Annotated in this window: 15 protein-coding genes and 1 riboswitch; of the genes, 5 read left to right on the top strand and 10 right to left on the bottom strand. The window is 56.2% G+C overall.

Features of this window, described 5'->3' with window-relative positions; genetic code table 11:
- Nucleotides 1–67 precede the first annotated feature (67 nt).
- From OB87_RS03875 to OB87_RS03855, 5 genes are read right to left on the bottom strand one after another with little or no spacing between them, the layout of a single operon-like run.
- Nucleotides 68–703 (bottom strand): urea amidolyase associated protein UAAP2, encoded by a 636-nt coding sequence (locus tag OB87_RS03875; RefSeq protein ID WP_033568120.1) that lies wholly within the window; start codon nt 701–703, stop codon nt 68–70.
- Nucleotides 704–705: 2 nt separating this feature from the next.
- The gene (locus OB87_RS03870; protein WP_033568119.1) at nt 706–1425 is read right to left on the bottom strand and encodes an urea amidolyase associated protein UAAP1; all 720 of its coding nucleotides are present in this window, start codon (nt 1423–1425) and stop codon (nt 706–708) included.
- 16 nt (nt 1426–1441) lie between these two features.
- On the bottom strand, nt 1442–2221 hold the full coding sequence (locus OB87_RS03865; RefSeq protein WP_033568118.1) for an ABC transporter ATP-binding protein: 780 nt from the start codon (nt 2219–2221) through the stop codon (nt 1442–1444).
- A gap of 27 nt (nt 2222–2248) precedes the next feature.
- Nucleotides 2249–3061 (bottom strand): ABC transporter permease, encoded by an 813-nt coding sequence (locus tag OB87_RS03860; RefSeq protein WP_033568117.1) that lies wholly within the window; start codon nt 3059–3061, stop codon nt 2249–2251.
- 16 nt (nt 3062–3077) lie between these two features.
- The gene (locus OB87_RS03855) at nt 3078–4133 is read right to left on the bottom strand and encodes a putative urea ABC transporter substrate-binding protein (RefSeq protein WP_033568116.1); all 1056 of its coding nucleotides are present in this window, start codon (nt 4131–4133) and stop codon (nt 3078–3080) included.
- A 71-nt stretch (nt 4134–4204) separates the two neighbouring features.
- A riboswitch (guanidine-I (ykkC/yxkD leader) is annotated at nt 4205–4299 on the bottom strand.
- Between the two features lie 522 nt (nt 4300–4821).
- On the opposite strand from OB87_RS03855, the gene OB87_RS03850 reads away from it, so the two are divergent.
- The 4 genes from OB87_RS03850 to OB87_RS03835 all read left to right on the top strand — a co-directional run bounded on the left by OB87_RS03850 (nt 4822) and on the right by OB87_RS03835 (nt 9878).
- On the top strand, nt 4822–5532 hold the full coding sequence (locus tag OB87_RS03850; protein ID WP_033568115.1) for a DUF3053 domain-containing protein: 711 nt from the start codon (nt 4822–4824) through the stop codon (nt 5530–5532).
- A 505-nt stretch (nt 5533–6037) separates the two neighbouring features.
- The gene (locus OB87_RS03845) at nt 6038–7945 is read left to right on the top strand and encodes a PTS mannitol transporter subunit IICBA (protein ID WP_033568114.1); all 1908 of its coding nucleotides are present in this window, start codon (nt 6038–6040) and stop codon (nt 7943–7945) included.
- A gap of 93 nt (nt 7946–8038) precedes the next feature.
- Nucleotides 8039–9187 (top strand): mannitol-1-phosphate 5-dehydrogenase, encoded by a 1149-nt coding sequence (locus OB87_RS03840; RefSeq protein WP_033568113.1) that lies wholly within the window; start codon nt 8039–8041, stop codon nt 9185–9187.
- 76 nt (nt 9188–9263) lie between these two features.
- The gene (locus OB87_RS03835) at nt 9264–9878 is read left to right on the top strand and encodes an MltR family transcriptional regulator (protein WP_395856428.1); all 615 of its coding nucleotides are present in this window, start codon (nt 9264–9266) and stop codon (nt 9876–9878) included.
- A gap of 143 nt (nt 9879–10021) precedes the next feature.
- On the opposite strand, the gene OB87_RS03830 is transcribed toward OB87_RS03835, so the two are convergent.
- From OB87_RS03830 to fdhD, 3 genes are all read right to left on the bottom strand, one after another.
- Nucleotides 10022–11908 carry a methyl-accepting chemotaxis protein gene (locus OB87_RS03830; protein WP_033568111.1) on the bottom strand — a complete coding sequence of 629 codons (1887 nt, stop codon included), beginning with the start codon at nt 11906–11908 and terminating at the stop codon, nt 10022–10024.
- A gap of 266 nt (nt 11909–12174) precedes the next feature.
- Nucleotides 12175–12801, bottom strand: a complete 627-nt coding sequence (gene sodA / locus OB87_RS03825; RefSeq protein ID WP_033568110.1) for a superoxide dismutase [Mn] — start codon at nt 12799–12801, stop codon at nt 12175–12177.
- A gap of 228 nt (nt 12802–13029) precedes the next feature.
- Nucleotides 13030–13854, bottom strand: coding sequence for a formate dehydrogenase accessory sulfurtransferase FdhD (gene fdhD, locus OB87_RS03820; protein WP_033568109.1), 825 nt, complete (start codon nt 13852–13854; stop codon nt 13030–13032).
- Nucleotides 13855–14219: 365 nt separating this feature from the next.
- Here fdhD and exaC point away from each other — a divergent pair, with 365 nt between their 5' ends.
- Nucleotides 14220–15758: an acetaldehyde dehydrogenase ExaC gene (exaC, locus tag OB87_RS03815; RefSeq protein ID WP_033568108.1), complete on the top strand. Its 1539-nt coding sequence runs from the start codon at nt 14220–14222 to the stop codon at nt 15756–15758.
- Between the two features lie 104 nt (nt 15759–15862).
- On the opposite strand, the gene xylB is transcribed toward exaC, so the two are convergent.
- A complete protein-coding gene (gene xylB / locus OB87_RS03810) occupies nt 15863–17323 on the bottom strand; it encodes a xylulokinase (protein ID WP_033568107.1) in 1461 nt (486 codons plus the stop codon).
- A 118-nt stretch (nt 17324–17441) separates the two neighbouring features.
- Nucleotides 17442–18761, bottom strand: a complete 1320-nt coding sequence (xylA, locus tag OB87_RS03805) for a xylose isomerase (RefSeq protein ID WP_033568106.1) — start codon at nt 18759–18761, stop codon at nt 17442–17444.
- Between the last annotated feature and the right edge of the window lie 327 nt (nt 18762–19088).

Genomic DNA, 19088 nt, shown 5'->3' with positions numbered 1-19088 from the left:
GGAGTCTTGGACGCGTGTTGCGGGTCGTCCCGCGCGTCGCTGTTCCCGATGTGTGTGGCTGCCGCCTTTACCAGACAGCGATATCGATCGGGGTAGGGTTGTAGCCGTTACAGGGGTTATTCAACTGCGGACAATTGGAGATCAGCACCAGTACGTTCATTTTCGCTACCATTTCCACGTATTTTCCTGGTGCGGAGATGCCGTCAGCGAAGGTTAGTCCGCCTTCTCGCGTCACCGGCACGTTCATGAAAAAATTGATGTTGTGGGTGATGTCGCGTTTGGTCAGCTGGTATTCCGGGTGTTGCGTTACTGCCAGCATCCAACTGTCACGGCAGGCGTGCATGTGGCGCTTTTCCAGATCGTAACGCACCGTGTTGCTTTCGGTGGCGCAGGCACCACCGAGGGTGTCGTGGCGGCCGCAGGTATCCGCCACGATTTCCAGCATCGGGCGGTCTTCGTTGGAACGCAGTACGCTGCCGGTGGTGAGGAAGACGTTGCGCTGACCGCGCAGGGTATCGGTCACGCTGTAGCGCTCGGCGGTGTCGTCGGCGTTGTAGAACAGGGTGTCGGCGGCTTGGTTGCCTTCGAGATCGGTAATACGCAGCGTTTGCCCGGCTTCAATGCGGTGCAGCCAGTAGTCACCGGCAGGCAGGGTGGCGCGGTAAATCGCTGTGGTGGGGTCGCGTTGGCTGGTCCGGATCATGATCAGACTCCTTGGGGTTGTTCGGCCAGATAGTAAAGTGTGTTGTTGCGCAGTCCGCGTTGGTTCTCTGGTCGCGCCAGGCAGATATCCGGCAGCGGTGCACGCTGATGGTCCAGTGTTAGCAGGACCGGGTGACGCGGGTAGTCAGCGGTGGTGCTGAGCGGGTGCGGGCAGGTATGCAGGATAACCAGCGTATCCATGGCGAAACGCAAGGTGACACTCGCGCCGGGCTGCCCCTGTTGTTCCAGTGTCAGGTTGCCGTCGTCGTCGCTGCTTACGCGGGCGAAAAAATTAACGCAGGCGGCCATGTCGCGTTTACCAAGACCGTATTTCGCCAGTTCCACCAGGAAGCTGTCATAGCCGTTCTGATGACGGTGGTTGCGGGCCTGCTGGTAGCTCAGTTCGCCAAATTGACGTGCCACCTGTTGTGCGTTGGCACTACCACACACGGTTTCATGCCAGCCGAAACTGTCGGTTTCGATACCGCAAAAAATACGGCCCATATCCGAGTACAGGCAGTGGCCGACGGTCAGGCGAAACGTATGCTGGCATTTAAGCGTGTCCGGCGCGTTGTAACGCTCCAGCGGATTTTCCGGGTTGTAAAACAGCATACCTACGTTGGCACCGCCTTCGGTATCGGTCAAACGTAATGCTGTGCCACGGCGCATGACCAGCGACCAGTGTGACCCGGCGGGTAGTTCAGTTTGATAATGATCGTTCATGGTGTCACTCCTCCCATCAGGCGGCGTGGTGCCGCCCGTCAATGCGTTCTCCTGCTGAATCCCGAACACCGGCTGGTGTCCGCTCCAGCGGAAGGTCGTAGGTGATGCTGGCACCAAAGGCATCTGGTGCTTGCGGATCCTGACGCAGTTTGTCGAATACCCACAGGCGTGACCCGAGTGAAAAGCCCTCTTTAAGGTCATGGGTGATCATGAAAATGGTCAGGCAATTTTCACGCCATAACTGGCTGATTAATTGGTGCATTTCAGCGCGGATACCAGGGTCCAGCGCCCCAAATGGCTCGTCCAGCAGCAGAATGCGCGGGCGTTTGATTAGTGCCTGTGCCAGCGCCAGCCGCTGTTGCATACCGCCGGATAACTGATGCGGATATTTTTGGGCGGATTGCTCCAGCCCGACCTGACATAACATCGCCATCGCTTGATCTCGAAGCGCCCGGCGGCGAGCACCCCATACTCGGCCGAGCCAGCGTGCTTCAGCGAATTCGGCACCGATCATCACGTTTTCCACCACGCGAAGATGAGGGAAAACTGAATAGCGCTGGAACACCACGCCGCGGTGTTCGTCCGGCTCCTGCGGCATGGGCGTGTCGTCGAGCAGCAACTGGCCACTGCTGGGGCTTTCTGTGCCGAGCAGCATCTTGAGAAAGGTGGTTTTGCCGCAACCAGACGCCCCGACGATGGAGACGAATTCGCCTTCCTCGACCGAGACATTGAGCCGTTCCAGTACCACCTGGCCGTCGTACTCTTTCCTGATGTTTTTAAGTTTTAATAACGACATTGTTTCTCCTGCATTCCGGTTAACGGCTCATTTCGAGTAATACCAGGGCCAGCCGCGACGGCTGATGACCCGTAGCAGCACATCGAGCAGGAACGCCAGTGCTGTGATCCAGGCGACGTAAGGCAGAATGACGTCCATCGCCAGATAGCGGCGCATCAGGAAGATGCGGTAGCCAAGCCCTTCGGTGGCGGCGATAGCTTCGGCGGCGATCAGGAACAGCCAGGCGGAGCTAAGCGACAGGCGTACCGCATCCAGTAACCGTGGCATCAATTGCGGCAAAATTACCCGCCACAGGATTTGGCCGCTGTGGCCGCCGAGGGTTTGCGCTTTCACCAACTGCTCCTGCGGCAGGCTCTGGATGTAGAGTTGCAGGTCGCGAATGATGAACGGCGTAATGCCCACCATGATCAGCACCACTTTGGATACTTCACCCAGCCCGAAGCAGATGAACAGGATAGGCAGCACCGCCAGCGGTGGGATCAGCGCAAACAGGGTAACCAGCGGTGACAACGTGGCGCGCACCGCCGGTAGCGCACCGCACAGCAGGCCGAACACCAGTGCCAGCAACGCGCTTAACCCCACGCCGGTCAACAACCGAAGCAGGCTGGCGGCGGTATCGACCCACAATAGGTATTCGCCGGTGCGTTCGTTGGGCTCAAACGCCATGCGGTGCATGGCATCCGCCATCGCGTTTAGCCCCGGTAACAGCTTGTCGGCGGCGTTCGCCGCCAGACGGGCGTCGGACGCCATCAGGTAGACGAGCAGCAGCGCCAGTAGCGGCAGAAACCCCATCATTCCGCGTGTCAGCGGCAGCGGCTGGTAGTTGATCAATTTGCGCATCTGGCGTTCTCCCGTATTACAGCGTGTTGTCGGCCGCCAGTTTCAGGAACTCGTCGCTGAAACGCAGTTTGACGTTACCGGTGTTACCCCACAGACCCGCAGGCGTGGAGACGCCTACCACGTCCGCACTCGGTGCGCCGTCGCCCAACAGGCCGTGACGGAAGGAGAACTCTGCGACTGACTGCATGGTGGCTTTCAACTGGGCGTTCTGGACGAACGTCAGCGCCTGTTTCGGGGTGGCAAACAGGTGGGTAGCGGCCAGTTGTTCGTCGAATCCTGCCAGGTCGGTGCCTGCGGCTTGTCCCATGCGAATACGGGCCTGGCGGGCGGTGCTGCTATCACCGGACATCACTTGCAGGGTTTCATACCAGGCACCCGTCAGGGCTTTGCCCAGTTCGGGGTGTTGCTTCAGCGTGGCGGTATTGACCACCAGCAGATCGAGAATTTCGCCGGGGATTTGTGCGGAAGAGAACGCCAACTGGCTGCCCGGCTGTTTTTTGGCTTCCGCCAGCAAGGGGTTCCAGGTGACGATGGCCTGTACTTCCGACGTACCGAAGGCGGCGACCAGATCGGCATCGGCGGTATTCACCACTTTAATGTCCTTCTCGCTCATGCCGTTCTTTTCCAGCGCCCGCGCCAGCAGGTAGTGAGACACGGACAGTTGGACCAGATTGATCGGCTTGCCTTTGAGTGCGGCCAGGCTGTTCGTGCCCTTGATCAGAATGCCGTCGTTGCCGTTTGAGTAGTCGCCGACGATAAGCGCGGTGCTGTCCACGCCACCGGCTGCTGGAATGGTCAGGGCGTCCATGTTGGTCATGGTGCAGCCGTCAAAGCCGCCTGCGGTGTACTGGTTAACGGATTCGATGTAGTCGTTGACCTGAACAAACTGGATATCGATACCGTATTTGTCGGCCCATTTTTTGATGATGCCTTGCTGCTGGGCGTAGTCCCACGGCATCCAGCCAGCGTAAATGGACCAACAGAGTTTGAAGGCGGGTTTATTGGCGGCCAGTGCACCGGCGCTGCATAGCGCCAATGCGCAAACAAGCAGTAATCGTTGAATCGTTTTCATGGCGAATATCCTCTGACGTTGGGCGCAATCATTAGCAAAGCAGGAGGGCGGCGAGCATGTATCTCGCTGTATCCTCCCGGGCTTTTATCCCGCCGTGTAACCGCCAGAGGGCGGTCGGTGACTCTCGGACCTGCGCAGTAAAGCCGGAACCCTAGTCACCCATTTCCAAATTGTCTGGCGACACCGGTTGCCCGCTATCGCTCCTGCTGCCAGTCAAACAAAGCAAAATACTTGCCATGTTGCGTATTGATATGCATCTGCCATGCACGTTACTTTTATTTTTTACTTATCTTTCAATTTATTAGTGTGGTGTGCTGTGGTGCTGACCCGTTTGTTCGGCTATCGGCGGTCATCGGCTGTGCACTGCCGGGATGCACTACTTATGTGCAAGACCTGTGTGCACGATGACACGTTGTGTGCAAGATGGTGTGCAAACGGTGCGCAGCCATGTGCTCGTCGTCGTTGTGGTCATAACAGCGGCGCTGTAACAGAACAGACGATTCTGCGGGTGGCATGGCGTCGATTCGGCGTAGAATAGCGGTCCTTGATTGTTGAACAGGCCGTTAGGCGAAAAAAACCGGCGAGGTATGTCCCATGCGGTGGCCGGTTCGGTTACGCTTATGGCGACATGGCTCGTCGGGCGATAGAAACCGCCGGGTCACGGTGGTGAAAATAAACAGGAGTAGTAATGATGTTGGCGGATTACCGTTCGCGCTGGCTGCTGCCAGTGGTTATGTTGGTTGTGGCGTTGCAACTGTCGGCTTGTGGCGACAAGGATAAGGATGCGCGTCAGGCGTTTATCACGTTCCTACAGGGAATTTCACAGCAGGAAGGGCGCCAGTTACCGACGTTGTCCGAACAGCAGAAACAGAGCTTCGGGCGTTTTACCCAGGATTACGCAGTGATGACCGCTTTCAATCAGCAACTGGATCAGGCGCTGGCAGCCAGCCTGACGCCGCTGTTGGACGTGGTGTCTCGCATTCGCGTGCCGCAGGATTACATCACTCAGCGCGATAACCTGCGTCAGGCGCTGGGTGGCCTCACGATGCTAAGCCCGCAGGTACAGAACGCCAAAACCCAGGCGGACAATGCTCGCCGGGCGCTCAAACAGTCGGAAGAATTGCAGACGGCATACGATAAAGTCTATAACCGTGCGGTTTCTCTGCCAGCTAATGCCATGGTAACGGTGGTGCCAGCGAGCACGTCGTTTGCACAAAGCGTGGTGCAGGTGGGTGATTACTTGCAGACGCAAGGTAATCAGGTGGTATTTGGCAACAACGGCGTCCAATTCCATACCCAGCAGCAGGTGGATCAGTACAACAGCATGATGACTGATATCGCCAATCAGCAGCAGAAACTGTTCACGACGCTCAAAACCCAGAATTTCCTGCCTCACTAAGGTGACCCCGGCACGGGCTGGTTTTCTTGTGAAGACCGGTTCGTGTCGAAAATATATTGTGATTTAACTCACATATTTCATATAAACCAAAGTCTAAAAATAGTGATGTAGATCACTCTTTTTTGTGGGCTGATTGGTTTTTTTCTGACCATTTATCCGGTTTTATTATTTTTTTGTGAATTACATCACTCATTTGTTTTGATCTTGTTGGTTGTATTTGTGACTTTAATCACAAATTTGTCGCGAGTTGCGGTCTGGAAATCACGTGCTAGAGTCCGTTTGAGAACGGGTTTTTGGGGGCCACGCCGGTGGCGCACGCGATTGAGATTTTTCGTCGTCACACGATGCCGTGGTCGCGATTCGACAGATTCGATATGACGACAATAGCGGTGCGCACATTGCGGTACACGACCTCATGATTCCGACGGAAGTCATCACGCTGTCTAACAATCAATAATTATCGCGCGAACGCTTTCCGCCGCGCGCTTCAAAGGGGTGTATCTCTATGCTCTCACCAGATACCAAGGTCAAGGTGCAGAATTTTGGCCGCTTCCTCAGCAATATGGTGATGCCGAATATCGGTGCCTTTATTGCCTGGGGGATTATCACAGCACTGTTTATTCCTACCGGATGGATCCCCAACGCGACGCTGGCCAAGCTGGTCGGCCCGATGATCACCTATCTGCTGCCGTTGCTGATCGGTTTTACCGGTGGGCGTCTGGTTGGTGGAGAGCGCGGCGGCGTAGTGGGTGCCATCACCACCATGGGCGTGGTGGTTGGTTCCGATATCCCGATGTTTCTCGGTGCCATGATTGCCGGTCCGCTGGGCGGCTGGGCGATCAAACACTTCGACCGCGCGGTTGACGGCAAAATCAAAAGCGGTTTTGAGATGCTGGTCAACAACTTCTCCGCCGGTATCATCGGCATGTTGCTGGCTATTCTGTCCTTCCTGGCGATTGGCCCGCTGGTCGAGGCGCTGTCGCGCATTCTGGCCGCAGGCGTACACCTGATGGTGCAGAATAACCTGTTGCCGCTGGCGTCGATTTTTGTTGAACCGGCGAAGATCCTGTTCCTGAATAACGCCATCAACCACGGTATCTTCTCGCCACTGGGCATCCAGCAGGCGACGGAAGCCGGGAAATCCATCTTCTTCCTGATCGAAGCCAACCCAGGTCCGGGTATGGGCGTGCTGATGGCTTACATGCTGTTTGGCCGCGGTAACGCCAAACAGTCCGCGCCGGGCGCAGCCATCATCCACTTCCTGGGCGGGATCCATGAAATCTACTTCCCGTATGTGCTGATGAATCCGCGCCTGATTATCGCCGTGATTCTTGGCGGTATGACCGGCGTGTTCACGCTGGGCCTGCTGAACGGCGGTCTGGTGTCTCCCGCTTCGCCAGGTTCCATTCTGGCGGTGCTGGCAATGACGCCGAAAGGTGCCTACTTCGCCAATATTACGGCGATTGCCGCCGCGTTCGCCGTCTCTTTTGTGGTGTCGGCCATCCTGCTGAAAAGCAGTAAGGTGAAGGATGACGACGAACTGGAGCAAGCGACCCGTCGTATGCAGGAAATGAAGTCTGCATCCAAAGGCCAGGCTGTCAGCGGCGTGAGCGGTGACCTTGGCACCGTGCGTAAAATCATTGTCGCTTGCGACGCTGGTATGGGTTCCAGCGCCATGGGGGCAGGGGTGCTGCGCAAGAAGGTTCAGGATGCCGGTCTACAGAGCATTTCGGTGACCAACAGTGCTATCAATAGCCTGCCGGAAGACGTCGATTTGGTGATTACCCACCGTGATCTGACCGAGCGCGCCATGCGCCATGCACCGCAAGCTCAGCACATTTCGCTGACCAATTTCCTCGACAGTAACCTGTATAGCGATCTGGTTGCTCGCTTGCAGGCGGCTCAACCCGGTGGGGCCAAACCTGCTGCCGCTGCTCCTGCTGCTGAGTCGGCGGCTGCACCGCAGACGTTGTTCCAGTTGACGGAGAAAAACGTCTTCCTGAACCTACAGGCTGCTGACAAAGAACAGGCCATTCGTTTTGCCGGTGAGCAACTGGTCAAAGGCGGTTATGTCGAGTCGGCGTATGTCGAGGCGATGCTGGAGCGTGAGAAACTGACTTCCACCTATCTGGGTGAGTCGATCGCCGTGCCACACGGGACGATTGAAGCTAAAGACCGGGTGCTGAAAACGGGCGTGGTGTTCTGCCAGTATCCGCAAGGGGTGCGCTTCGGCGACGATGAAGATGACGTAGCTCGTCTGGTCATCGGTATCGCGGCTCGCAACAACGAACACGTGCAGGTCATCACCAACCTCACCAGCGCGCTGGATGATGAGTCGATAATAGAACGCCTGGCTCAGACGGAGAATGTGCAGGATGTCCTCGACCTGCTTTCCGGCAAGTCACCTGCCTGATAGATAAAAAAGTGCCGCCTTCGGGCGGCGCTTTCTTTCTCGGATTGTTACATTTCCCCGGATTGTTAAATCTCGGTAGTAAGGTTACGCATGATGAAAGCATTACATTTTGGGGCCGGTAATATCGGCCGTGGGTTTATCGGCAAGCTGCTGGCGGATGCGGGCATTTCTCTGACGTTTGCTGATGTGAATCAGCCGTTGCTGGATGCCATCAATCAACGCGGTAGCTATCCGGTGCGGATCGTCGGCGAACAGCAGCAGGTAGATACGGTTAGTCAGGTCAGTGCTGTACACAGCGGTAGCCCGCAGGCGGTTGAATTGATTGCCGGGGTTGACCTGGTGACAACGGCCGTTGGCCCGCAGATTCTGGCGAAGATCGCCGGTGCTATTGCGCAAGGGCTGGTGAAGCGTCATGCCAACGGCAACACCTCGCCGCTGAATATTATCGCCTGTGAAAACATGGTGCGCGGCACCAGCCAGCTCAAGCAGCATGTGCTGGCGCAATTGCCGGAAAATACCCAGGCGTGGGTCGCGCAGCATGTCGGTTTTGTGGACTCGGCGGTGGACCGCATTGTGCCGCCAGCTGAAGCCGGTGAGTCTGATCCGCTGGCGGTGACGGTGGAAACGTTCAGCGAGTGGATTGTGGATAAAACCCAGTTCAACGGCGAGCCACCGGCGATCGCCGGTATGGAACTCACTGATAACCTGATGGCATTCGTTGAGCGCAAGCTGTTCACCCTGAACACCGGCCATGCCATCACCGCTTACCTCGGCCAGCGCGCCGGGCACAGCACCATCCGCGACGCCATTCTGGACCCGGCGATCCGCCGCGTGGTGCAAGGGGCGATGGAGGAGAGTGGCACGGTGCTGATTCGTCGCTATGGTTTTGATGCCGACAAGCATCAGGCTTACATCCGTAAAATTCTTACCCGTTTTGAAAACCCGTGGCTGCACGATGAAGTAGAGCGTGTTGGCCGTCAGCCGCTGCGCAAACTCAGTGCAGGCGATCGCCTGATCAAACCGTTGCTGGGCACGCTGGAATACAGCCTGCCGCATGACAACCTGATCCAGGGCATCGCGGCTGCTATGCATTATCGCAGCGAGCAGGACCCACAGGCGCAGGAACTGGCGGCGTTGATCGCCTCGCATGGGCCGAAGGGTGCGCTGGCGCAGATTTCCGGACTGGACGCTGACAGCGAGGTTGTCGGAAAAGCGGTGAGTGTGTATAACGCCATGCAGTAATCGGCGCGTCTCGGCACAGATCAGGCTGTGTCCCTGTTTTCAATCGGGTGCGTTGGATAGGACGGGGGCGTTGCAGATGAAGAGCCATGCCTCCGTGGAGTCAGCCGCTCCAACGCGCAGGGGCAATACTGTGCGCGGAATTAACGTACGAGAAGCGACGATGGACGATACGCAGGCATTTGAAAACCGGGTACTGGAATCCCTGAATGCATCGAAAACGGTCAGAAGCTTTATGCTGATGGCCGTCGAGTTATTGGCAGAAGCCGTCAGCCTGCTGATGCTGCAGGCGTTTCGCAAAGACGATTATGCCGTGAAGTACGCCGTCGAACCCCTGTTATCCGGCAGCGGGCCGCTGGGTGAGCTGTCAGTCCGGCTGAAGCTGATTTACGGTTTGGGCATGATCAGCCGTAAAGAATACGAAGATACCGAACTGCTGATGGCGTTGGGCGAAGAGCTGACTCACGATGAGCATGGTTACCGGTTTACCGATGATGAAATCCTCGGGCCGATCAGCGAGCTGCATTGTGTAAGCAGCCTGCCGCCGTCGCCGATGCTGCCGCCGAGCGTCGATCCCGATGACGTGTTGCTGGCGGCGATGCAACAGCAGCGTTATCAGCAGATGGTGCGTTCCACGCTGGTGCTGTCACTGACCGAGCTTATTGCTGGAATCAGCCTGAAAAAGGCGTTCTGATTCAGGGATATCAGATAAATCATATAAAAAGGGCAACCCGTTTGGGTTGCCCTTTTTGCTGTCGGTTTTAAACCACCTCTCGGGAGGTGGTGATTGTTTCTCGCTTTCGCTGATCCCTTCGTTGAAGGGGGATGCGCCTGCCGTTAGCGCCTATAAGACAACTGTTGCTGATGACCGGCAAACGGCAAACCGTGGCTGGCAGGTGCCAGTTCATGCGTGGAGGAGAGACGGAACGTCGACACGGTGTTGGAGAGCATAACCGCCTGTTCTTCCAGCGAGCTGGCGGCCGCAGAGGATTGCTGCACCAGCGCGGCGTTTTGTTGAGTGGTGCTATCCATCTCAACGATCGCCTGATTCACCTGAGCGATACCACGGCTTTGCTCATCAGATGCGACCGTAATTTCTCCCATGATGTCATGCACATGCGTCACCGCCGTCACAATTTCCTGCATGGTTTTACCGGCTGAATGCACCAGATGCGCACCTTTGGATACCTGCTCGACCGAGGTGGAGATCAACCCTTCAATTTCTTTGGCTGCCTGCGAGCTGCGTTGCGCCAGGTTGCGTACTTCGTTGGCGACTACGGCAAAACCGCGGCCTTGTTCACCTGCACGGGCGGCTTCCACCGCGGCATTGAGCGCCAGAATGTTGGTCTGGAAGGCGATACCGTTGATCACCGACGTGATTTCCGCAATCCGTTTGGAGCTGCCTTCGATGTCGGACATAGTTTGCACCACGTCTTCCACCAGCTTGCCGCCTTCCTGTGCGGTGTGCGTCGCATCCAGCACCAGCTTGTTAGCCTGATGCGCGTTCGCGGCGTTCTGTTTCACGGTGGCGGTCAGTTGTTCCATGCTGGCGGCGGTTTGTTCCACCGATGCGGCCTGGGATTCGGTACGGGCGGCCAGGTCATTGTTACCGGTGACGATTTCGCTGGCGGCGGTGGTGATTTGGCTGACACCCATACGGATGTCATCGATCATGTTGTGTAGATTCGCTTTCATTTTCGCCATTGCGCCAAACAACATGCCCAGTTCGTCGCGGCGTGTGTTTTCAATCGCGATGGTCAGATCGCCGGTGGCGATGCTTTCGGCGATAGCTACAGTGTTGTTCAGCGGCTGGGTAATCTGGCGGGAGATATACCAGGCAATCAGCGCACCCAACACCAGCGTAATCAGCGCGGTGATGGCAATCTGCCATTCGGCAGTGGTGATATCGTTCTGGGTGGCGGCAGTTTCCTCGGTAACCATCTTGTCGATGTTGTCGAGCAGTTGATTGGCGGTTTCACCCAGCAGTTTGGCCTGATTCATTTCCACCTGATAAGCCGGAAGATAAGCCAGTACCTGCGTTTTGTAGGTTGAAAGCGTAGAAACCACGGGGGCCATGATGGCTTGCTGTTCCGGCGTCAGCGCCTGAATAAACTGATTCAACGTTGCCTGCGCATCATCCAGCGAGGTAACCAGCGGTTTTTCCGCATCGCTGTTCAGCGATAACAACAGGCCGCGCACCAGATAACGGACCGTCACCAACTTCTGGTGCAGCGAGGTGAGTTGTAATTGCAACGGCATATTGCCAACCACCTGCTGTTCTATCTGTTTGAGCGGTTTTTCCGAATCGGACAGGTTCCAGCTTTTTCTGACAGCATCTTTTTTGGCTACGGCGTCGGTATAGTTTTTTTGCTTTTCCTTATATTGGCTGATCAGGCTGGTGATATTACTCAGTTTGTCGTCATAATCGCCACGCCAGGATTTATCCTTAATCGAGGTAATTAAAGTAATAATGTTATCAATATGTTTGGTGTTTTGTTGAATGCTATCCGGGTTATAACTTGTGCTGTACAGAACCCGATAATAACGGGCTTCATTAACCTCATCGCTGATTTGATTGCTGAAGATAACTTTTTCAAAACGCCCTTTTAGTGTTTCGATGTAGCGTACGCTGACTGCAGCAATAATGACGGTCAGCAACAGAACCAGGAAGAACCCTAATCCTAACTTCCTGCCGACTTTCATATTTTCGATTTTTATAGCCATTTTTTCTTCCATCATTTATTAGGCTGAGTGATGAAGCAAGGTGGTGGAGAACCGATTTATTCGTTAATGTGAGATTGCTATGTTGGCGGCTGTGTGCAGTCTATGCATGAGCACATACAGAATTTATCGGCGCGCCATAATAAAACTATATACTGCTTTTTCGACAATAATCCTGAAAATACAATAAAAAAAACCCGGTATAACAAAGGTTATTCCGGGTTTTATGGCGTTAATTTCTGATTTAGAAATTAATTTTTACCTTTTGCTTATTTTTTGGCTTCAGCAAAACGTTTGGCCGCTTCGTCCCAGTTTACGACGCTCCAGAATGCTTTAATGTAGTCCGGGCGACGGTTCTGGTATTTCAGGTAGTAAGCGTGCTCCCACACGTCCAGTGCGATGAGCGGATAGCCGGATGCGCCGGAGATCGCTTCGCCCATCAGCGGGCTGTCCTGGTTAGCGGTGGAAACGACAGCCAGTTTACCGTCGTCTTTCAGCACCAGCCATGCCCAGCCGGAACCGAAACGGGTTGCTGCTGCCTGTTCGAATTTTTCTTTGAACGCGTCAACGCTACCGAAATCACGCTCAATAGCGGCTTTCAGGTCGCCTGCCAGCGTGGTGCCCAGTTTCAGACCTTTCCAGAACAGGCTGTGGTTGGCGTGACCACCGGCGTTGTTACGCAGAGGGCCTTTTTTGTCGGCTGGCAGCTGATCCAGTTTGGTGATCAGCTCTTCGGCGGACAGGCTGGCGAACTCAGGCAGGGATTCCAGCGCTGCGTTAGCATTATTGACGTAAGCCTGATGGTGCTTGGAGTGATGGATTTCCATCGTCTGCTTGTCGAAGTGCGGCTCCAGTGCGTCATAAGCATAAGGCAGGGATGGCAGTGAATAACTCATGTTTAGCATCTCCATTGTTGTCGTGCGCAATTTAGTTATTGTGCGGTGCTATTGCTTGTTAGCACCGCGTAAGCATTAGGTTCATTATAGTTAATTAAATGATCTTGAAAACGACTATTCGTGGCAACAGCCGGTTTATCTGCGCATTTTATGCCGCGATTACAAGCATTTATACCGTAATTGCTCTGGCTAACAACAAATCGGTCTAAGCTATGCCCAGCCTGACCATCAGGGCTGCAAGCGCTGCGGATGGGTATAGATGGTGGCGCGTCCGGGACGGCAGAAGCCAACCAGCGTCAGATTGCACCGCTCAGCCACCGCTACCGCCAGTGAGGTGGCGGCTGAAACCGCAAACAGAATTTCTACCCCGCACATGGCGGATTTTTGCACCATTTCATAGCTGGCGCGGCTGGACACCAGCGCTGCCCCCTGCTGCCAGGGCTGGCGCGCGCGCGTTCCCAGCAGTTTGTCCAGCGCTACATGGCGGCCGACGTCCTCACAGCCGCCCAACAGTTCCCCTTCGGGCGACAACCAGGCCGCAGCGTGCGTCGAACCGGTCAACGCGCCCGCTTGTTGCACCGTTTTCAGCGCCTGCAACGCCTGCTCCAGGCGGGAGAGCGAGAAATGTTGGGTGAACGGCAGCGGCGACACCGGTTTACCGATTTCCTCTAACTGTTCCACTCCGCAGACGCCGCAACCGGTTCGCCCGTCCATCGCTCGTCGGCGTGCCTTTAACCCGGCGAAACGGCGGCTGGACAGCTCGATTTGTACTTCGATGCCGTTACATACCGGCACGACATCCATGCCGTAGATATCCTGCGGTGACTGGATGATGCCTTCCGACAGGGAAAAGCCGAGCGCAAACGGCTCCAGATCTTTTGGCGACGCCATCATCACGACGTGCGAAATACCGTTATAGACCAGCGCCACCGGCACTTCTTCCGCCAGCCAGTCCTGCTGTGGCGAATCCAGTTCATCCTGATGCCAGACGGTGCGCTGGCAAGCGCCCGCTACCAACTGCTCGGCAACGCCTTGAGAATCATCACTGTTCACTGTGTTGTGCTCGCTGTTGCATGAATCCTTGCCGACATTATTTCACCGCCGTAGCAGGGATGCGAATTTTTATCCCGTGAGTTTCTATACACACCCTACGGATAAAAAAGTATGGCCTGAACATGAAAATAACAAACTGTGCGCTGAGTCTAAGAGTGGCATTTTTCCCTGCGGCAGACCTTTTACAATCTGGTAACACTGTATAGGATTTAATCATTACTTTCTGTGAGGACTTATCAGCCAGATAGTCTTTTCATTCCTGTCGGTTTTACACCGGCCGGTTCTGGCTGCCGCGGCGCAGGGGATGCCGACAGACGTCGGGGAACCACCTGCGATGACACCCTGTATCACCAAAGGAGACAGATATGGCCATCGATACCGCAGGAAACCGGGTGTTGCCCGGTGAGTATGGACCCGCCCTCACGCTGAAAGCGCGCTACGACAATTTTATCGGCGGCGCATGGGTGCCGCCATCCGGTAACGAATATTACGTCAACCTGACGCCGGTAACCGGCCAGCCGCTGTGTGAAGTCGCCAGTTCGAGTAACCGCGACGTCGAACATGCATTGGATGCGGCTCATAAGGCTAGTGCTGAATGGGGGGCGTTATCCACCCGCGAGCGGGCACAAATCCTCAACCGTATCGCCGACCGTATGGAGGCGAACCTGGCGTTGTTGGCCAGTGCAGAAACCTGGGATAACGGGAAGCCGATCCGGGAAACCATGAATGCGGATGTACCGCTGGGTATCGATCACTTCCGCTACTTTGCCGCCTGTATTCGCGCGCAGGAAGGGGCGATCAGCGAGATCGACCATGATACCGTTGCCTACCATTTCCACGAACCGCTGGGCGTGGTCGGGCAAATTATTCCGTGGAACTTCCCGCTGCTGATGGCGTGCTGGAAGCTGGCACCGGCGCTGGCAGCGGGTAACTGCATTGTGCTTAAGCCCGCCAAGCTGACGCCGCTGTCGGTGCTGCTGTTGATGGAACTGATTCAGGATATCTTGCCGCCGGGCGTGCTGAATGTGGTTAACGGTGCCGGTGGGCAGATCGGCGAGTATCTGGCGACTTCGCCGCGTATCGCCAAGGTAGCCTTTACCGGTTCGACCGAGGTCGGCCAGCAGATCATGGGTTATGCGGCACAGAACGTCATCCCGGTTACGCTGGAGCTGGGTGGTAAATCGCCGAATATCTTCTTTGCCGACGTAATGGATCAGGAAGACAGCTTCTTTGACAAGGTACTGGAAGGGTTCGCGTTGTTTGCGTTCAATCAGGGCGAAGTCTGTACCTGCCCGAGCCGGGCGTTGATACAGGAATCGATTTACGAACGGTTCATGGAGCGCGCCATTAAACGCGTCGAGTCTATTCGGGTGGGGAACCCGCTCGATAGCCAGACCATGATGGGCGCGCAGGTGTCGGCGGGGCAGTTGGATACCATCCTCAATTACATCGATATCGGTAAGAAAGAGGGGGCAGAGGTGCTGACTGGTGGGCATCGCAAAGTGCTGCCGGGAGAACTGGCACAAGGTTACTATCTGGAGCCGACCATCCTATTCGGCCAGAACAGTATGCGGGTGTTCCAGGAAGAGATCTTCGGGCCGGTGCTGGCGGTGACTACCTTCAAAACACCTGAGGAAGCGCTGGCTATCGCCAACGACACGCCTTACGGTCTGGGTGCTGGGGTATGGAGCCGTAACACCAACATTGCCTACCGTATGGGGCGCGGTATTCAGGCAGGTCGCGTCTGGACCAACTGTTACCATGCCTACCCAGCTCATGCAGCGTTTGGTGGTTATAAACAGTCTGGTATTGGGCGCGAAACCCACAAGATGATGCTGGAACACTACCAGCAGACCAAATGCCTGCTGGTGAGCTACTCCGAGAAACCGCTCGGTTTGTTCTAAGCCAGTCACTCGTCAGGAATGGGCCGCTTTCGCGGCCCTTTCTTTTTGCTAATAGGGCAAGTTTATTAACACGGTGAGTTTTGCCATCGGCTGGGTGGGGCGCATCAGATCATCAGCGGGCTGAGTTGCTGGTAAAGCTGGCGGAACACCGTGCGCTGTTGGGCGTACTGCGCGTGACGCATCGGGTCCGGCTGATGCGTTTGTTCCAGCGGCAAGGTAGGCAGTAACTGCGCCAGCGGCGTTGCCGGATTTAGCGCAATCTGCGCCAACCGCGCTGCGCCCAGCGCCGGACCGACATCACCGCCGGTGCGGTACTCCAGTGTCTTGCCGCTGATATCCGCCAGCATTTGTCGCCAGTAAGCGCTACGGGCACCGCCGCCGATCAGGGTGACCTGCTGGGGTTCCAGCCCGGTTGCATGTAGTGCGTCCATGCCGTCCGCCAATGCAAATCCCACGCCTTCCAGCACTGCACGCGCCAATGCCGCACGGCCGTGCGAGTGAGTTAGCCCCCAGAAAGCGCCCTTAGCTTGTGGGTTGTTGTGCGGGGTACGTTCACCAGACAAATAAGGCAGGAACCACACCGGCGTTGCGGTTTCATCCTTGTTTGCCTGCTCGGCCTCGGCCAGCAGTGCCGCCACGCTGTCGGCGTGCGTGAGCCGGGCGGCCCAGTCGAGACAGGACGCCGCACTCAGCATGACGGACATCAGATGCCAGCTGTTGGGTAACGCATGGCAAAAGCTGTGAACGGCACGTTGGGGATTGCTGAGAAAGCCGTTGCTGACGGCGAAGTAAACCCCGGACGTGCCGAGTGACAGCATGGCCTGGCCCGCCTGATACAACCCGACGCCGATGGCACCAGCGGCATTGTCACCGCCGCCAGCGACCACGGGCACCGTCGACATGCCCCAACGGGCGGCGATGTCGCTACGCAGTTGTCCGGTAATCTGGTTGCCTTCGAACAGCGCAGGCATCTGTGAGCGGTGTAGCCCGCAGGCGGTGAGCAGGGCGTCATTCCAGTCCCGTTGGGCGACATCCATCCACAAGGTGCCTGCTGCATCGGACATGTCGCTGGCGAAATCGCCGGTCAGGCACCAGCGCAGGTAATCCTTTGGCAACAGCACCTTGTCGATTTGCCGAAAAATATCCGGCTCGTGCTGCTGTATCCACTTCAGCTTCGGCGCGGTAAAACCGGGCATCATCAGGTTGCCGGTGATGCGGCGGGCGTCCGGCACTTGTTGCTCCAGTTGCTGGCATTGTGCGGCGCTACGCCCGTCGTTCCATAAAATAGCCGGGCGCAACACCCGCTGCTTCGCATCCAGCAGCGTCGCGCCGTGCATCTGACCGGTCAGCCCGATGGCCCGCACGTCCTGCAATGTCTGTTGCGCGGCCAACCCGGTCAAGGCGGCATCGGTTGCCTGCCACCACGCTTGTGGGTCCTGTTCTGACCACAGCGGATGTGGGCGCGAGACGCTCAGCGGCACGCTGTGGCTGGCTGCTACGTCGCCGTTTTCCCGTAATAAGATGGCTTTCACGCCCGATGTGCCAAGATCGATGCCGATGTACATAACGCCTCGCTGTGACTTCGTGTGCCGTTATCAGGCTGTACCCTTAATATTTGCGCCGCTGGCGCAGACACCAGAAACCGTTTTCTGCGTGGTTGGGTTTGCGCCAGCCTACACTCTATCAACCGAACAGGTAGCGATTGACCAGATTTTCCAGCCGTTCCTGCTGCCCGCTGTGATGCTGTGGATCAAGCTGGTGGCGAGCGGCATAACCCGCCAGCATCTCCAGTGAGGCGTTACCTTGCAGGATCTGCTGCCCCAGTTCGCTGTCCCAGCCTGCGTAACGGTTGGCGACGTGCTGGTTCAGTGCGCCGTCTTCTAACATGCGGGCGGCCACTTTTAGCGACAGCGCCATCGTGTCCATTGCACCGATGTGGGCGTGGAACAGGTCGTAGCGATCGGTGCTCTGACGGCGGACCTTGGCGTCGAAATTGAGGCCGCCGGTGGTGAATCCACCTGCTTTCAGGATTTCATAGAGCACCAGTGCGTTCTCCTCCACGCTATTGGGGAACTGGTCAGTGTCCCAGCCGAGCTGTGGGTCGCCGCGATTAGCATCCACCGAGCCGAAGATGCCGAGTGCAATCGCGGTGGCGATCTCGTGATGGAAGGTGTGCCCCGCCAGGGTGGCGTGGTTGGCCTCGATATTGACCTTGATGTCTTTCTCCAGCCCGAACTGTTTGAGGAAGCCGTAGACGGTGGCGACATCGTAGTCGTACTGGTGTTTGGTCGGCTCCTGCGGTTTGGGTTCGATCAATAATGTGCCGTTGAAACCGATCTTGTGCTTGTGTTCCACCACCATCTGCATAAAACGCCCAATCTGTTCGCGCTCCTGACGCAGATCGGTATTGAGCAGGGTTTCATAGCCTTCACGACCGCCCCACAGGACATAGTTCTCGCCGCCCAGTGTTTTGGTGGCATTCATGGCGGTGAACACTTGCGTAGCGGCCCAGGCGAACACTTCCGGGTCGGGATTGGTGGCCGCACCGGCGGCGTAACGCGGATTCGTGAAACAGTTGGCGGTGCCCCACAGCAGCTTCACGCCGGTTTCCTGCTGTTTGGCCGCCAGAATCTCGGTCATGGCCGCAAAGTTGTTCAGGTATTCCTGCAACGAACCGCCTTCGGGCGCGACGTCGACATCGTGGAAACAGTAATAGGGTGCGCCCAGTTTGTGCAGGAATTCAAAGGCGATATCGGCTTTGCGTTGCGCCAGCGCCAGGGCGTCGCCGGACTGCTGCCAGGAGCGGGCAAAGGCACCCGCACCGAACATGTCGGAACCGTTCCAGCAGAAGGTGTGCCAGTAACAGACAGCGAAACGCAAATGGTCGGCCATGCGTTTGCCGAGGATGACCTCGTCAGGGTTGTAATGGCGGAAGGCAAACGGATTGCGGCTGCCCTGACCTTCAAAGCGAACTTTTTCTATCTGATCAAAATAAGCGTGCATTGTTATCTCCTTGCAAACCACCGAAATGGCTCTTTTCAGCCTTGTCTCAATATTCCGTTTGCCTGCCGGTTTCCTCAATTACGTTATTTCACAGTGAAATTCAGATAATTATTAAATGTGCGCTCGATCGCAAAAAATAGCCGGAATAATCTGCAAAACCGCTCGCACTCGCTGTTGTTATGAAATGGATTAACAAGATGAAAATATGACCGCTATCAAAAAATAACAATTAAACCAAAAAACGTAATTCAGAGATAAAAATCAGCAATTGCTGACCCTGACTTTTCTTGTCAACAATTTCACGCAACGTAGCCGTAAGTGAAGTGA

The sequence above is a fragment of the Dickeya undicola genome (assembly GCF_000784735.1).
Classification (GTDB): domain Bacteria; phylum Pseudomonadota; class Gammaproteobacteria; order Enterobacterales; family Enterobacteriaceae; genus Dickeya; species Dickeya undicola.
The sequence above is the reverse complement of the archived record's forward strand: the minus strand, read 5'-3'. Positions and strand labels throughout refer to the sequence as shown.

What these genes read in the sequence shown, in the direction of transcription:
- OB87_RS03840 (WP_033568113.1), top strand. Translation starts at nt 8,039, where the DNA reads ATGAAAGCATTACATTTTGGGGCCGGTAATATCGGCCGTGGGTTTATC.
- OB87_RS03830 (WP_033568111.1), bottom strand. Translation starts at nt 11,908, where the DNA reads ATGGCTATAAAAATCGAAAATATGAAAGTCGGCAGGAAGTTAGGATTA.
- OB87_RS03835 (WP_395856428.1), top strand. Translation starts at nt 9,264, where the DNA reads ATGAAGAGCCATGCCTCCGTGGAGTCAGCCGCTCCAACGCGCAGGGGC.
- OB87_RS03855 (WP_033568116.1), bottom strand. Translation starts at nt 4,133, where the DNA reads ATGAAAACGATTCAACGATTACTGCTTGTTTGCGCATTGGCGCTATGC.
- OB87_RS03850 (WP_033568115.1), top strand. Translation starts at nt 4,822, where the DNA reads ATGATGTTGGCGGATTACCGTTCGCGCTGGCTGCTGCCAGTGGTTATG.
- sodA (WP_033568110.1), bottom strand. Translation starts at nt 12,801, where the DNA reads ATGAGTTATTCACTGCCATCCCTGCCTTATGCTTATGACGCACTGGAG.
- OB87_RS03845 (WP_033568114.1), top strand. Translation starts at nt 6,038, where the DNA reads ATGCTCTCACCAGATACCAAGGTCAAGGTGCAGAATTTTGGCCGCTTC.
- OB87_RS03865 (WP_033568118.1), bottom strand. Translation starts at nt 2,221, where the DNA reads ATGTCGTTATTAAAACTTAAAAACATCAGGAAAGAGTACGACGGCCAG.
- exaC (WP_033568108.1), top strand. Translation starts at nt 14,220, where the DNA reads ATGGCCATCGATACCGCAGGAAACCGGGTGTTGCCCGGTGAGTATGGA.
- OB87_RS03870 (WP_033568119.1), bottom strand. Translation starts at nt 1,425, where the DNA reads ATGAACGATCATTATCAAACTGAACTACCCGCCGGGTCACACTGGTCG.
- OB87_RS03860 (WP_033568117.1), bottom strand. Translation starts at nt 3,061, where the DNA reads ATGCGCAAATTGATCAACTACCAGCCGCTGCCGCTGACACGCGGAATG.
- xylB (WP_033568107.1), bottom strand. Translation starts at nt 17,323, where the DNA reads ATGTACATCGGCATCGATCTTGGCACATCGGGCGTGAAAGCCATCTTA.
- xylA (WP_033568106.1), bottom strand. Translation starts at nt 18,761, where the DNA reads ATGCACGCTTATTTTGATCAGATAGAAAAAGTTCGCTTTGAAGGTCAG.
- OB87_RS03875 (WP_033568120.1), bottom strand. Translation starts at nt 703, where the DNA reads ATGATCCGGACCAGCCAACGCGACCCCACCACAGCGATTTACCGCGCC.